We start from the raw sequence: 14,541 nt of genomic DNA, 5'->3' as shown, positions 1-14,541 counted from the left end.
ACAGATTGCCCGGGCCGCTGCGTGACCCATCGCGACCCAGTTCGGCGCCTACGCCATCGGAGTGATCCGCAGGTGCCGACCTTGCTCGCGATGCGGGCGATGCATTTTCTCGGTCACTTATGCAACACCAGCTTCACCAGCCTGCGCGCTTTCACGGTCAAGCGTTTGAGCCCCGACCTGGGCTTGGCCTTGGGCGCCAGCCCTTGCTGCTTGAGCCAATCCTTCCAGCGAATGCGCTCGTCGTGCACCAGCCAACCTTGCTGCGGCGCGAAGCTTTCTGCGAGGTACAAACCCCGGGTGCTGGCCGGGTGCAACTCATCGCTCTTCAGGGTGAACAACTCCGCCGTCGGCTGGCCGTCTGTCAAGGGTATCAGGTAAAGATCCGGCCGTTTACGATCCAGCCTGGCCACCAGTTGTTCCTTTTCCAGGCGCTCGTCGACGTGAAACAGGCTCAGCCCGTGGGTGTCCTTGGGCAGTTCCAGGCGCAGGTCATAGACCAACTGCAACGACGCTGTGGGCGTATGCACATAGGCCCGCGGCCGCTCGATCAGATTCAAGCTGGCGCAGCGTACGGGCCGTGCGGCACCGGATCGCGGGGTCAGGCGAAACACGGCTGACTCTCGGTACATCAGGGTCTGGGCGTACGGGGTGGGCAGCCAGGTATCGTTGAAGCGTCCGCCCAGCCAGCCTTCACTGGTCTCCAGCAGGCACTCCTCGGCGACTTCTTGCAGTGCGGTGAGCAGCGGCAGATTGAGTTCGTGGGCCGGGACATAGCCCGAGATCAGCTTGAGCACCACGTCGCCGCGATCGGCGCGGCGCTGGCGCACCAGCACCCAGTAATCACGCCCCTCCCAGCTCAAGGTCAGGCGGACTGACACGCCGAGGTTGGCCAGTTCCAGCGTAAAACGTTCGTGGTCGTCCACCGAGACGGGTTGGCGGCGCTTGAGGGTCTGCGCGAAGTTCATCGGCATGCCCACACTTTGATAACTCAGCGAATCAGGGGTGGCGCTGACGGAGAGTGGAAGGGTTTTGAAATTGCTCGGGTTTTTTCTTATGAGCGTCCGCGGCATGGCGTTTCCTTTGGTCGGTGGGCTCCCTACCTGGCGCGCAACACGGCCGCGGCGATGGCTACGTTGTGGGCAAGGTGCAGCGGATTGATCGTTCCGACAATAGCACTGACCACACCCGGGTGGTCAAACAGCAGGTCGAAACTGGCCCGCACCGGGTCCACGCCGGGAGTCAGGCAAGCATGACCGCTGGCCAGGGCTTTCTTGACCAGGATGGCTTTGCCGTGGGCGGCGGCGTAATCCAGCACGGGTTTCTCGCCCTGGTCGCGCAGGTTGTAGGTCACCATGGCGCAGTCGCCGGTTTCGAGGGCCTTGATGCCGCCCTCGACGGTCTTGCCGGACAAGCCAAAGGCGCGGATCTTGCCTTCCTGTTTGAGCGCCGCCAGGGTCTGGTAGACCTCCGTCTGCTGCAGGATATGCAAGTCGTTGCCGTCGGAATGCACCAGCACCAGATCAATGAAGTCGGTTTCCAGACGCTGCAGGCTGCGTTCCACCGAGAGGCGGGTATGGGCTGCGCTGAAGTCGAAGCGTGACTGGCCGTTGTCGAACTCTTCACCGACCTTGCTGACGATTACCCAGTCCTGTCGTTGCCCGCGCAGCAGTGGCCCGAGGCGCGCTTCGCTGGTGCCGTAGGCGGGCGCGGTGTCGATCAGATTGATGCCCAGGCCCTTGGCCTGATTCAGCAACATGGCGGCTTCCTGGTCATCGGGAATGCGAAAGCCGCTGGGGTATTTGACGCCCTGGTCGCGCCCCAGCTTGACCGTGCCCAGGCCCAGGGGCGAGACATTCAGGCCAGTGCTGCACAGTGGGCGATGCAGGTGATGCAGGGTGGGCAGGCTCATGGCAGCAGTTGGTCCCAGACGGGCACGCCAAGGGCCGGGCGCGGCAAGGTCGGCAGCGGGCTGTGCACGCCGGGTTTGACCGCATCCCGCTCAAGGCAGGCCAGCACGCGGTCGGCGAAATCCGGTGCCAGCGCCAGTTTGGTCGGCCAGCCGACCAGCAAACCTTGCTGGTCGGCTAGGAAGGAATTGTCTGGGCGCGCCAGGCCCGATTGCGCCGGCTCGGCGCGGTCCACTCGCAGGGTTGCCCATTGGACCTGGCTCAGGTCGACCCATGGTAATAACTGGCCCAGTTCCTTTTGCGCCACGGCGATCTGCTCGGCCGGTTGACGCGCCACGCCCTCGCTTTCGGCGATGTCGCCGCCGATGTACCAGACCCATTGGCCATCCGCCGCCGGGTGGGTAGTCACGGTCAGGCGCGGTTTCGGCCCACCGCCCAGGCAATGTGCATAGAGCGGCTTGAGGCTGGCACCCTTGGCGACAATCATGTGCAGCGGTCGACGCTGCATGGCCGGTTGCTGCAAGCCCAGGTCCGCCAGCAGCGTCTCGGTGCCAGCACCCGCGCTGAGCACCACGCGTTGAGCACGAATGGCACGGCCGTCTACGCGCAGGCCGAGCAGGTGGCCTTCATCATCGCGCCAGGGCTCGATCTGTTCGCCCGCCAGCAGGCCTTCGCCGGCCTGTTCAGCCAGTTGCTGGATCAGGCTGGGCACATCCACCACCAGCTCGGCCAGGCGATACACCTTGCCCTTGAAGCCGCGGTCTTGCAGGGCAGGGGGCAGCTGATCGCCCTTGACCTGGTCGACCCGGCCGCGCACGGCCTTGCTGGCGAAGAAACTGGTGAGGTTGCCCGCCAGAGTGCCGGGGGACCACAGATAATGGGCCTCGGACAACAGGCGCACGCCACGCAGGTCCAGCTCGCCGCTGCCTTGCAGGGCTTCGCGCCAGCGCCGGGGCATGTCGGCGATCGCCTCCGAGGCACCGGTCAGGGCGCCATGCAGGGCGTATTTGGCGCCGCCATGAATGATCCCCTGGGACTTGATGCTTTGCCCGCCGCCCAAGGTGGCGCGCTCCACCAATACGGTGGCGTAGCCAAGGCGGCGCAGCCGTGCGTTGAGCCAGAGGCCGGCGACACCGGCGCCGACGATCAGCACGTCAGTGGACAATTCGGATGACATGCAGCGACCTCATCGACAGGGACAGCGGGCAAGTATACAGGGTCAGTGGCCAGCGGTTTTCGAGAACAGCTGGATCACCACCACGCCCAGCAGGATCAGCGCCATGCCGATCAGTGCCGGAGTGTCGAGCTTCTGTCCGTAGACGAAGTACGCCGCCACGCTCACCAGCACGATGCCCATTCCCGACCAGATGGCGTAGGTCACGCCAATCGGGATGACCCGCACCACGAGGATCAGCATCCAGAAAGCCATGGCATAGCCGGCGATGACCAGCACCAGAGGCAGCGGGGTGCTCAACCCCTTGACGGCCTTCATCGAGGCGGTGGCGATCACTTCACAGCAGATGGCCAGGGCCAGGTAGTAGTAGGCGGGCATGGGATGTTCCTCTGATAAGGGGTGTTTCTGTTTTCATGGTCGCCATACTAACCGCTAGGCAGATGGGGTAAAGTCATTACCTATCTCCTCTGAAGATAGGTTGATGAGCCCACTCTGGAATCTCGAGCAAATTCGCCTGTTTGTGCAGGTCGCCGAGCAGCGTTCCTTTTCGGCCGTGGCGCGGATGCAGCACAAGGCCCAGTCGGCGGTGAGTCAAGCCATTGCCCTGCTGGAAACCGACCTGGGCGTCGAACTGTTCGAGCGCAGCAGCGGTCGCCAGCCGCGCTTGACCGAAGCCGGCGGTGCCCTGCTGGAAGAGGCGCGGGAGCTGTTGCGTCAGTGCGAGCGCCTGGACGGTCGCGCGTTGGCACTGGTGCGCGGCCAGGAGGCGCGCTTGCGGGTAGCCCAGGATGAAGCCATGCCCTACCAGCCGGTGCTGGATAGCCTGGAGGCGCTGTCCGAGCGTTATCCGGCGCTGGAGGTGCAGTTGGCGACGGGCGCCCAAGGCGAAGTGGCGCGCAAGCTGCTGGATCGCCGAGCGGACCTGGGCTTGATGCTGCACCAGACGCAGATGCCGGCGGCGCTGGAGCGTCAGGCACTGGGCAGCGTCGAGATGGTGACCGTGTGCGCGACCGGCCACCCCTTGGTGACGGGGGCGCGGGTCACGCGTCAGCAGCTCGCCCGCCACCGCCAACTGCTGGTGGCTTCGGACGACAGTGGCTACCCCGGTGACGGCCCGGTCAGCCCGCAGGTCTGGCGCGTCGACAGCGTCTACATGCTGGCCGAGCTGCTGACCCGGGGGATCGGCTGGGCTTGGTTGCCCCGGCATGTGGTGCAGTACCCCACCTATCACGGCCTGATCGTGGAACTGGACAGCGACTGGAAGCCGCCCGCCCTGGTAGTCGAGCTTGTCTGGCGGCGCGATGAGCCGCTGGGGCCTGCGGCGCGCTGGCTGGGCGAGCGCTTTGCCCGGCATTTGCGTGCCCATGGTTAAACGGTAGACTCTCGCGCCATGAATCGAAATCTCTATACCCTCCTGTTCCATCTCGGCCTGCCGTTGGTTGCGCTGCGCCTGTGGTTGCGTTCGCGCAAGGCGCCTGCCTACGCGCAACGCATCGGCGAGCGGTTTGCCATCGGCCTGCCACCCTTGCAGCCCGGCGGCATCTGGGTGCATGCGGTGTCGGTCGGAGAAAGCATTGCCGCCGCGCCCATGGTTCGCGCGCTGCTTGAGCGGTATCCGCAGTTGCCGGTGACCATCACCTGCATGACCCCGACCGGCAGCGAGCGGATTCGCGCATTGTTTGCCCATGAGCCGCGCGTCCAGCACTGCTACCTGCCTTACGATCTGCCCTGGGCTGCTGCACGTTTTCTTGATCGCGCACGGCCCCGGCTAGCGGTGATCATGGAAACCGAGCTGTGGCCCAACCATATCCACCAGTGTTTCAAGCGCAAGATTCCGGTGGCACTCGCCAACGCCCGGTTGTCCCAGCGCTCGGCCCGTGGTTATGGGCGCTTCGCCCGCCTGACCCGGCCAATGCTCGAAGAAATGAGTTTCATTGCCGTGCAGACCGAGGCCGAAGCCGAGCGCTTTCGCAGCCTGGGGGCAAGGCCTGAGACGGTGCAGGTGACCGGCTCCATCAAATTCGACCTGAGCGTCGATGCGCAGTTGCTGACTCACGCCGCCGAGCTGCGTCATCAGTGGCAGCTTGACGCTCGGCCGGTATGGATCGCGGCCAGTACCCATGAAGGGGAAGACGAGATGATTCTGGCGGCACACCGGCAGTTGCTGGCCGCCCATGCCGATGCCTTGCTGATCCTCGTGCCACGCCATCCAGAGCGTTTCGACGGTGTGTTTGCGTTGTGTCGGCAGCAAGGCTTCACCCCTGTGCGCCGCTCGGCCGGCGCCGGGGTGGAAGTCGAAACCCAGGTGCTGCTGGGCGACACCATGGGTGAGCTGCTGTTTCTCTACTCGCTGGCGGACATCGCCTTCGTCGGCGGCAGCTTGGTGCCCAATGGCGGCCACAATCTGCTGGAACCGGCAGCCCTCAGCAAGCCGGTCTTGAGCGGGCCGCACCTGTTCAACTTTCTCGATATCGCCGGGATGCTGCGAACCTCGGGCGCCTTGCTCGAAGTAGACGATGCACAGACCCTGGCAGTGGCGGTGCAGCGCTTGATCGAGTTGCCCCGGGATGCGGCGCGGATGGGGGCGGCGGGGTTGGCGGTGATGCGGGGCAATCAGGGGGCTCTGGAGCGGTTGCTGGATGGGTTGGGGCGGTTCTTGGGGTAGGTTTCACAAGGTTGCCATGACCGGCCAATAGCAGCCTCACCGCTTGCCCGGCGGCTGCAACAACGCCTGCGCCGCCTTGGCCAGATCCGGCGGCAGAAAATCCTTGTCCGGGTTGTAGTCGGGCTTCAAATATCCCTCCAGCGCCTGCAGATCATCCGGGCTGAGGGTGCCGGCCGCCTGCTTCAGTCGCAGGTTATCGAGGATGTAGTCATAGCGAGTGTTGTTGTAGTCGCGCACCGAGGCGTAGAGCTGGCGCTGGGCGTCGAGCACATCGAGGATATTGCGGGTGCCGACTTTGTAGCCGATCTGTGTGGCCTCCACCGCGCTCTGGTTGGAGATGATCGCCTGTTTGCGCGCTTGGATCTGTTCCACGTCGGTGTTGACCGCGCGGTGCAGGTTGCGGGTATTTTCCACGACCTGACGGCGCAGGCTTTCGCGCTGTTGCTCGCTCTGATTCAAGCGCTGGTAGGCTTCGCGCACCTGCGAGCTGGTCATGCCGCCGCTGTACAGCGGGATGTTCAGTTGCAGGCCTAGCGAGCGTTGTTCCACCGGGCCGCCATAGGGCACACCCGTGTAGTTGGGGTTGGTCAACCCCAGGCTGTCGTTGTCACCTTTCTCGATCTGCGCCACGGCGTCCACCGTGGGGGCATGCCCGGCCTTGCGCTGGCTCAGGGTCTCTTCGGCGGAGGCCACGGCAAAATTGCTGGCTTGCAGGTTGAGGTTCTGCTGCGAAGCCGTGTCCACCCAGGCCTTGGCATCATTAGGTATGGGCGGCAGTACCGGCAGGCTGTGGCTGATGCCTTCCACCGAATTGTATTCGCGGTTGGTCAGGGTGATCAGCGCCTGAAAGGCATCTTCCACCTGGCGCTGGGCCACCAGCCGATTGGCCCGAGCGGTGTCGTAGCTGGCTTGGGATTGCAGCATGTCGGTGCGGTCGGTCAGGCCGACCTTGAAGCGTTCGTTGGACTGGTCCAGCTGGTGCTGGAAAGCCTGCTCTTCGGCGCGGGCAGTGGCCAGGCTGTCCTGCGCACGCAAGATGCTGAAGTAGGCGTTGGCGCTTTGCAGAATGAGGTTCTGCTCGGTGGCCGACAGCTGCAGGGCAGCTTGCTGATCGGTGGCCTTGGCCGCCTTGAGCTGGAACCAGCGGTCGGCATGGAAAATAGGCTGGCTCAGCGTGGCCTGGTAGAGCAGGCCGCTGCGGGTGGCGGTGTAGTCCGGCTGATGGATGGACGTGCGCGTACTGGTGTTGTCGGCGCCGGCCGACAGGTTGGGCAGCAACCCAGCGCGGGCCTGAGGCACGATCTCGCTCTGGGCGGCATAGTCGGCGCGGGCGGCGGCCAGGTCGGCGTTGTTGTTCACGGCCTCCTGGTAAACGCTCATCAGATCAGTCTTGTTGGCCAGCGGTGCCTGCTCGGCCCAGGCCAGGGTGTTGACTGCGCAAGCGCCGGCCAGGGCCAGTGAAAGCTTGCACAGCGTCAGTGCGCGCGGCATTGAGCAATCCTTTGATCTATCGGTATGTTTTATTGGCATCTTCCAGCGGCCGAGTGTAGAGGGGCGGGCTCGGCGCAACAATCGGCCATTTACGCCATTTGTCCTGACGCTGGCCGCGTCTGTTCACAGGGATGGTGTTCCCGCGCAAGCCCGTCTATGCTGTGAGCGTTCTTGTCGGGGTGCCTTGCTATGAGGCTGAGATCGGTTAAGCCGGATCCCGTTGAACCTGATCAGGTTAAAGCCTGCGTAGGGAACAAGATTGCTCGTCACTCGGCGAGCCCTCTTGTGTTTCGTCCAAGGGGGTGTTCGTTCAACGAACTCGTCGCCGAGGACGAGGCACAGTGCCGCTTCACGCGGTACCTCCGTGCCTTCAGGTTCACTCCGACATCCCAACCGCTGGATGCTGTCTGGAGAGCCTGTGATGACCATAAAACCAAAGAATGCACTGCACCTCAGCGAGTCGGCCAAGGTCGACGAGCAATCGGTGAAGCCTTTTACCCGGTCCCAGAAAATCTACGTACAAGGCTCGCGCCCGGACATTCGCGTGCCCATGCGCGAAATCAGCCTGGACGTGACCCCCACCGACTTCGGCGGCGAGATCAACGCCCCGGTGACCGTATATGACACCTCGGGCCCCTACACCGACCCTGACGTCATCATCGACGTACGAAAAGGCCTGGCCGACGTGCGTTCGGCGTGGATCGACGACCGGGGCGACACCGAGCGCCTGCCGGGGCTGAGCTCCCATTTTGGTCAGCAGCGCCTGAGCGATGCCGAGTTGACCCAGCTGCGCTTTGCCCATGTGCGCAACCCGCGTCGGGCCAAGGCCGGGGCCAACGTCAGCCAGATGCATTACGCGCGCCAGGGCATCATCACCGCCGAGATGGAATACGTGGCCATCCGCGAAAACATGAAGCTGGCCGAGGCCCGCGCTGCGGGGTTGCTGACCCAGCAACATGGCGGCCACAGTTTCGGTGCCAGTATCCCCAAGGAAATCACTGCCGAGTTCGTGCGCGAGGAAATCGCCCGCGGCCGCGCGATCATCCCGGCCAACATCAACCACACCGAGTTGGAACCGATGATCATCGGCCGCAACTTCCTGGTGAAGATCAACGGCAACATCGGCAACAGCGCGCTGGGCTCTTCGATCGAGGAAGAAGTGGCCAAACTCACCTGGGGCATCCGCTGGGGATCGGACACGGTCATGGACCTGTCCACCGGCAAGCACATTCACGAAACCCGCGAGTGGATCATCCGCAACTCGCCGGTGCCGATCGGGACCGTGCCGATCTACCAGGCCCTGGAAAAAGTCGGCGGTGCCGCCGAAGACCTGACCTGGGAGCTGTTTCGCGACACCCTGATCGAGCAGGCGGAGCAGGGCGTGGACTATTTCACCATCCATGCGGGTGTGCTGCTGCGTTATGTGCCGCTGACCGCCAAGCGGGTCACTGGAATCGTCAGTCGCGGCGGTTCGATCATGGCCAAGTGGTGCCTGGCGCACCACAAGGAAAACTTCCTGTACACGCACTTCGACGAGATCTGCGAGATCATGAAGGCCTATGACGTCAGCTTCTCTCTCGGCGATGGCCTGCGTCCGGGTTCCATTGCCGACGCCAACGATGCTGCCCAGTTCGGTGAGCTGGAAACCCTCGGGGAGCTGACCAAGATCGCCTGGAAGCACGACGTGCAATGCATGATCGAAGGGCCCGGCCATGTGCCGATGCAGTTGATCAAGGAGAATATGGACAAGCAGCTGGAGTGCTGTGACGAGGCGCCGTTCTACACCCTCGGTCCGCTGACCACCGACATTGCCCCGGGCTATGACCACATCACTTCGGGCATTGGCGCGGCAATGATCGGCTGGTTCGGCTGCGCCATGCTCTGCTACGTCACGCCCAAGGAACACCTGGGCCTGCCCAACAAGGATGACGTCAAGACCGGTATCATCACCTACAAGATCGCCGCCCACGCGGCCGACCTGGCCAAGGGGCACCCCGGTGCGCAGATCCGCGACAATGCCTTGAGCAAAGCACGTTTCGAGTTCCGTTGGGAGGACCAGTTCAACCTCGGTCTGGACCCGGACACCGCGCGCTCCTATCACGATGAAACCTTGCCCAAGGACTCTGCCAAGGTGGCGCACTTCTGTTCCATGTGCGGGCCGAAATTCTGCTCGATGAAGATCACTCAGGAAGTGCGCGAATACGCCGCCAACCAGAAAATCGAAGCGGTCGATCTGACCGTGGCCGAGGGGCTCCGTGAGCAGGCCGAGCGGTTCAAGCAGGAAGGGTCGCAGTTGTACAAGAAGGTCTAGGCATCGCGTCGTCCGGTTCCCGAGCACGCTCGGTCCTGCGCTGATTTTTACGTAGGGCCGAATGTGCTCCGGAAGGCCACCCTCAATTTCCCATGAGCAACACACGTGAACACACCCAGTACCTACTCACCCGACATCGCCGTTCCCGCCAGCCAGCGGGTTTTCGGCGCGCGCGATCTGTTTTCCCTGTGGTTTTCCCTGGGCATCGGCCTGATGGTGTTGCAGACCGGGGCTTTGCTGGCGCCAGGCCTGGGGCTGGCCGGTTCGGTCATGGCAATTTTCTGCGGCACGCTGGTGGGGGTTTTGCTGTTGGCAGCCGTCGGCGTGATCGGCAGCGACACCGGCCTGTCGGCCATGGCGGCGTTACGCTTGAGCCTGGGCCGTCACGGCGCCGCCTTGCCCGCCTTGCTCAATCTGCTGCAACTGATTGGCTGGGGTGCCTTTGAAATCATCGTCATGCGTGATGCGGCCAGTCTGCTGAGCGCGGGCGCTTTTGGTGCCGACAGCCTGTGGACCAAGCCACTGGTCTGGACATTGCTGTTCGGCGCGCTGGCGACAGTTCTGGCCGTGAGCGGCCCGCTGACTTTCGTGCGCCAGGTACTGAGGAAGTGGGGCGTGTGGATTCTGCTGGCCGCTTGCCTGTGGCTGACCTGGAACCTGTTTGCCAAGGCCGACCTTGCCGGCCTCTGGGCCAAGGTGGGCGATGGCAGCATGACCTTCGCCGTGGGCTTCGACATTGCGATCGCCATGCCGCTGTCATGGCTGCCGTTGATTGCCGACTATTCGCGCTTCGGTCGTCGGGCCAAAGGCGTGTTCGGCGGCACCGCGCTGGGCTTCTTCATCGGCAATCTGTGGCTGATGAGTCTAGGCGTGGCCTACACCCTGGCGTTCGCGCCCAGTGGTGAAACCAACGCCCTGCTCATGGCGCTGGCCGGCGCCGGGCTGGGTATCCCGCTGTTGCTGATTCTGCTGGACGAGTCGGAAAACGCTTTCGCCGACATTCACTCGGCGGCGGTGTCCAGCGGCTTGCTGGTCAAGGCCAAGGTCGAGCATATCGCCCTGGCCATTGGTGTGATCTGCACCCTGATCGCTTGTTTTGCGCCCTTGGCGCAATACCAGAACTTCCTGTTGCTGATCGGCTCGGTGTTTGCGCCGTTGTTCGGCGTGGTGCTGGTGGATCACTTTGTGCTGCGCCGCCGTCAAGGCGCCGAAGCGCACGTCGGTCTGCGCTGGGCAGCCTTGATTGCCTGGCTGGGTGGTATTGTCACCTATCAAGTCCTGGCCAACCTGTACCCCAACGTGGGCGCGACCTTGCCGTCGCTGATCCTCGCCGGGGTGCTGCATTACGGGTTCAACCGTGTGTTCAGCCGCGACCCGGGAACAGTTCCGGCCTGAGCACGCCGTTGAGCCGCGGGTAGTCGATCTTGATTTCCGGGTGGCCCATGGCGTATGGCGTAATGGTCAGCACGTCATATTTGAGAATGACCCCGCCGTAAGTCAGGGCGATATGCGGGGTCTTCTTGAACGGCCAGTCGGTGGCAAAGCTGGCCGGCCGGTCGGCCAGCATGTTCACCCAGCCGCGGTGAGCCTCTTCGGCGGCCTGCCAGAACGCGGCCTCCTGGCCCGGCAGCAGCATGTCCTGCAAGGTCAATTCCTTGTGCAGCGGGCGTGACCAGTTGATGAAACCACGCCCCGGAACCCCGTGGGCGCCGCCTTCGTCCAGGTAGCTGGACAACTCGATGATCACCAGTCCGTCATGCTGCTCGCGTACCTTGGCTTGCAGGTAGCTGCTGAAGCGCGGTGCCGCTCTGTTCAGAAACTGCTGCTCATAGGCTTGCAGGGTCGGGGCGACCGAGGAGTCGGGGCTGTTGCGGGTCATTTGCAGCAGACGCTGCTGGACCAAGGTGTCGAGCTGGGGTTCGTCAGCGAAATGCACCGTGTCCACATTCACAAGCGGGCAGTCGGCGCCACTGCTGCAACCGGGCTTGATGTGCTCCCAGGCTTCACGCTTGGCCTGCAGCGGTTTGTGGTAGTCAGGCTGGAACAGACTCGAGCAGGCGCCCAGGGTCAAGGCCGCACAGGCGAGGGCAGTGAGCTTCAAAAACGACATGGTGTTCCTTGGTTCAGGGGGCGCAGAAGTGAGGCTTGGACTCGCTGTCCGGGCTTCGGTTCGCTGCCCCTGCATGTAAAAAAATCCATCGGCAGCCGCCTATCCTGACACTCCGGAGCTAATCTTCAAAGGGGCTGCAATGCGCTGGCATCGCGGTTAGGATGTGGCCAGAACGACTTTTCCCGCAGCACTATTTCCAGGCAGGAGCAACGATGACCGACAGCAACAGCTCGACCCCGCGCCAGATCGAGATCGTCAAGCGAGAGAACTGCTTCAAGGGGTTCTATCAGCTTGACCGCCTGCACCTGCGCCACGAGCAGTTCGCCGGCGGCCTGGGCAAGGAAATCAGCCGCGAGCTGTTTGTGCGCCACGATGCGGTGTGCGCATTGCCTTACGACCCGATCCGTGACGAAGTGGTGCTGATCGAGCAGTTTCGCATCGGGCCGGTGGGCAAGATCGACAATCCGTGGCTGATCGAGGTGGTCGCCGGTCTTATCGACAAACAGGAGCAGCCCGAAGAAGTTGCGCGGCGCGAGGCCGAGGAGGAAGCTGGGCTGGTCTTCACCGATTTGTTGCCGATCACTCGCTATTTCCCGTCGCCGGGCGGCAGCAATGAATATGTATATCTGTATCTGGGCCGCTGTGACACTCAGGGGGTGGGCGGTCTGCACGGTCTGGAAGAAGAAGGTGAAGACATTCGCGTGAAGGTCTGGGCGTTCGAGGATGCGCTGCAGGCCTTGCGTGACGGCAGGATCATCAACGGTTCGGCAATTATCGCCCTGCAGTGGCTGGCCTTGAACCGTGACGAAATAAGGGGGAAGTGGACTTGAATCTATTACGCGAACGCTACCGGGTCGACCTGATCGGGCTCCAGGCCGCTTGCGAGGCCAATTACGCGCGCCTGCTGCGCCTGTTGCCGGATATGCGCGGCCAGCAGCGTTCGCGGCGCATCGGCATGACCCAGGGCGACCAGATGCTCGGCGTGCTGAGCCTGGAGGTGGCGCAGGCCTGCCCCTACACGACTACCCTGCGGGTGCGTCAGGAGCACAGCCTGCCTTGGCTGCCAGTGCCGCAACTGGAGGTGCAGGTCTACCATGATGCGCGGATGGCCGAAGTGGTCAGCGCCGAGCACGCACGGCGGTTTCGCAGCGTATACCCGTACCCCAACGATGCCATGCACCAGCCCGACGAAAAGGCGCAGTTGAACCTGTTTCTCGGCGAATGGCTGAACCACTGTCTGGAATGTGGCCACGAAATGCATCCGGTTGTCTGAGAGCTCTGTCCCACGCTGCCGTTGCCGTATTTGCCGATCCCTCTTACAAGCACCATACTCCGATGGCGAACAAGCCCGAGGAGCTTCCCTTGCCCAACGTCCCACTTCTTCCTGCCGGCTCAGCGGCCTTGTTGGTGCAGCTGACGGACAGCCACCTGTTTGCCGAGGCGCAGGGTAAATTGCTGGGCATGACCACCCGCGACAGCCTGCAGCGGGTGATCGAACTGGTGGCCGCGGAGCAACCGCAGATCGACCTGATTCTGGCCACGGGTGACCTGTCACAGGACGGCACGGCAGAGTCCTATCAGGCGTTCGATGCCATGACGCAGGCATTCGACGTGCCCAAGCGTTGGTTCGCCGGCAACCATGACGAAACCCAGGTCATGCAGGCAGTGACCCGGGGCAAGGATTTGATGAGTCCAGTGGTGGACATCGGTAGTTGGCGGGTCACACTGCTGGACTCGTCGGTGTCCGGATCTGTGCCCGGTTTCCTGGCCGACGATCAGCTGCAACTGCTGGCCCAGGCCCTGAGCGAGGCGCCTGACCGCCATCATCTGGTGTGTCTGCATCATCATCCGGTCTCGATCGACTGCCAGTGGATGGAGCCGATCGGACTGCGCAATCCCAATGCGCTGTTCGATCTGCTGGAACGCTTCCCGCAAGCCAAAGCCGTGCTCTGGGGGCATATCCACCAGGATTTCGACCAGACCCACAAGGGGCTGCGCATGCTGGCGTCGCCATCGACCTGCATTCAGTTCAAACCGCGCAGCGAGGGGTTTGCGCTGGATGAGCTGGCGCCGGGGTATCGCTGGTTGCGGTTGTTGCCCGATGGTGGGCTGGAGACCGGGGTGTCGCGGGTCAAGGATTTTGAATTCACGCCGGATTTTACAGCTGAAGGGTACTGAGGGCTGTTACACGATTTCGAGACACATCGAAAACCCGATTTTCACATAACCCCTGTAAACTGCCGAGTCCCCAATCTTCACAGGAGGCGGTCGCGTGTCGGGTTCCATTCTTTATATCCACGGTTTGAACAGCGCTCCGGCCTCGACCAAGGCCACCCAATTGAGCACCGCCATGCAGCACATGGGCCTGGCTGAGCAATTGCGCGTGCCGGCGCTGCATCACCATCCGCGCCAGGCCATCGCGCAACTGAGCGCGGCCATCCGTGAACTGGGGCAACCGTTGCTGGTCGGCAGCTCGCTCGGCGGCTACTATGCCACTCACCTTGCCGAGCGCCACGGCCTCAAGGCCCTGTTGATCAACCCTGCGGTCAACCCGCACCGGCTGTTCGACGGCTTTCTGGGCACGCAGCAGAACCTCTACACCGGTGAGTCCTGGGAGTTGACCCTCGATCACGTGGCGGCACTGGCCGAGCTTGAAGTCGAGCCTCCCAGCGACCCGCTGCGCTATCAAGTGTGGTTGCAGACAGGCGACGAAACCCTGGATTACCGCCATGCCGAACGCTTCTACGCCCGTTGCGACCTGCGTATCGAGGCCGGCGGCGATCACGGCTTCCAGGGTTTCGTCGCTCGACTGCCGAGCTTGTTCAGCTTTGCCGGCATCGCTCCCGAGCTCTACCGCCCTGTCGATCTGCACCTCGGCTGACA

Annotated in this window: 14 protein-coding genes and 1 riboswitch; of the genes, 8 read left to right on the top strand and 6 right to left on the bottom strand. The window is 63.2% G+C overall.

Translation table 11 applies throughout. The annotated features are described in order from the left end of the window. Window positions 1–113 precede the first annotated feature (113 nt). From HB675_RS02820 to HB675_RS02805, 4 genes are read right to left on the bottom strand one after another with little or no spacing between them, the layout of a single operon-like run. Window positions 114–1,070, bottom strand: a complete 957-nt coding sequence (locus HB675_RS02820) for a metal ABC transporter ATPase (protein ID WP_213875559.1) — start codon at window positions 1,068–1,070, stop codon at window positions 114–116. Window positions 1,071–1,096: 26 nt separating this feature from the next. Beyond that, entirely contained in the window at window positions 1,097–1,909 is an 813-nt protein-coding gene (locus HB675_RS02815) for an aldo/keto reductase (RefSeq protein ID WP_213875558.1), read from the bottom strand. Beyond that, complete coding sequence (locus tag HB675_RS02810; RefSeq protein WP_213875557.1) at window positions 1,906–3,084, bottom strand: FAD-dependent oxidoreductase; 1,179 nt, start codon at window positions 3,082–3,084, stop codon at window positions 1,906–1,908. Before HB675_RS02810 ends, HB675_RS02815 begins: the two co-directional genes overlap by 4 nt. A 42-nt stretch (window positions 3,085–3,126) precedes the next feature. Beyond that, window positions 3,127–3,459: an SMR family transporter gene (locus tag HB675_RS02805; RefSeq protein WP_213875556.1), complete on the bottom strand. Its 333-nt coding sequence runs from the start codon at window positions 3,457–3,459 to the stop codon at window positions 3,127–3,129. 103 nt (window positions 3,460–3,562) lie between these two features. On the opposite strand from HB675_RS02805, the gene HB675_RS02800 reads away from it, so the two are divergent. Next, window positions 3,563–4,453: a LysR family transcriptional regulator gene (locus HB675_RS02800; RefSeq protein WP_213875555.1), complete on the top strand. Its 891-nt coding sequence runs from the start codon at window positions 3,563–3,565 to the stop codon at window positions 4,451–4,453. An 18-nt stretch (window positions 4,454–4,471) separates the two neighbouring features. Beyond that, on the top strand, window positions 4,472–5,746 hold the full coding sequence (waaA, locus tag HB675_RS02795) for a lipid IV(A) 3-deoxy-D-manno-octulosonic acid transferase (RefSeq protein WP_213875554.1): 1,275 nt from the start codon (window positions 4,472–4,474) through the stop codon (window positions 5,744–5,746). A 36-nt stretch (window positions 5,747–5,782) separates the two neighbouring features. On the opposite strand, the gene HB675_RS02790 is transcribed toward waaA, so the two are convergent. Continuing rightward, window positions 5,783–7,237: a TolC family outer membrane protein gene (locus HB675_RS02790; RefSeq protein ID WP_213875553.1), complete on the bottom strand. Its 1,455-nt coding sequence runs from the start codon at window positions 7,235–7,237 to the stop codon at window positions 5,783–5,785. 165 nt (window positions 7,238–7,402) lie between these two features. Next, window positions 7,403–7,507: riboswitch (TPP riboswitch) on the top strand. A gap of 151 nt (window positions 7,508–7,658) precedes the next feature. On the opposite strand from HB675_RS02790, the gene thiC reads away from it, so the two are divergent. Beyond that, complete coding sequence (gene thiC, locus HB675_RS02785; protein WP_213875552.1) at window positions 7,659–9,548, top strand: phosphomethylpyrimidine synthase ThiC; 1,890 nt, start codon at window positions 7,659–7,661, stop codon at window positions 9,546–9,548. A gap of 105 nt (window positions 9,549–9,653) precedes the next feature. Then, window positions 9,654–10,943, top strand: a complete 1,290-nt coding sequence (cytX, locus tag HB675_RS02780) for a putative hydroxymethylpyrimidine transporter CytX (RefSeq protein ID WP_213875551.1) — start codon at window positions 9,654–9,656, stop codon at window positions 10,941–10,943. Here the strand turns inward: cytX and HB675_RS02775 are convergent. After that, complete coding sequence (locus HB675_RS02775; protein WP_213875550.1) at window positions 10,912–11,658, bottom strand: RsiV family protein; 747 nt, start codon at window positions 11,656–11,658, stop codon at window positions 10,912–10,914. The two genes, cytX and HB675_RS02775, sit on opposite strands and share 32 nt — an antisense overlap. 212 nt (window positions 11,659–11,870) lie before the next feature. On the opposite strand from HB675_RS02775, the gene HB675_RS02770 reads away from it, so the two are divergent. From HB675_RS02770 to HB675_RS02755, 4 genes are all read left to right on the top strand, one after another. Next, window positions 11,871–12,488, top strand: coding sequence for an NUDIX domain-containing protein (locus HB675_RS02770; RefSeq protein WP_213875549.1), 618 nt, complete (start codon window positions 11,871–11,873; stop codon window positions 12,486–12,488). Then, window positions 12,479–12,931, top strand: a complete 453-nt coding sequence (locus HB675_RS02765; RefSeq protein ID WP_213875548.1) for a DUF1249 domain-containing protein — start codon at window positions 12,479–12,481, stop codon at window positions 12,929–12,931. The genes HB675_RS02770 and HB675_RS02765 overlap by 10 nt, the downstream gene beginning before the upstream one ends. A gap of 89 nt (window positions 12,932–13,020) precedes the next feature. Further along, window positions 13,021–13,836: a 3',5'-cyclic-AMP phosphodiesterase gene (gene cpdA, locus HB675_RS02760; protein WP_256737446.1), complete on the top strand. Its 816-nt coding sequence runs from the start codon at window positions 13,021–13,023 to the stop codon at window positions 13,834–13,836. A gap of 94 nt (window positions 13,837–13,930) precedes the next feature. After that, window positions 13,931–14,539: a YqiA/YcfP family alpha/beta fold hydrolase gene (locus HB675_RS02755; RefSeq protein WP_213875546.1), complete on the top strand. Its 609-nt coding sequence runs from the start codon at window positions 13,931–13,933 to the stop codon at window positions 14,537–14,539. Window positions 14,540–14,541: the final 2 nt, after the last annotated feature.

This window comes from Pseudomonas sp. dw_358 (assembly GCF_018449655.1).
Lineage (GTDB): Bacteria > Pseudomonadota > Gammaproteobacteria > Pseudomonadales > Pseudomonadaceae > Aquipseudomonas.
This window is presented reverse-complemented; position numbering and strand designations above follow the sequence as displayed.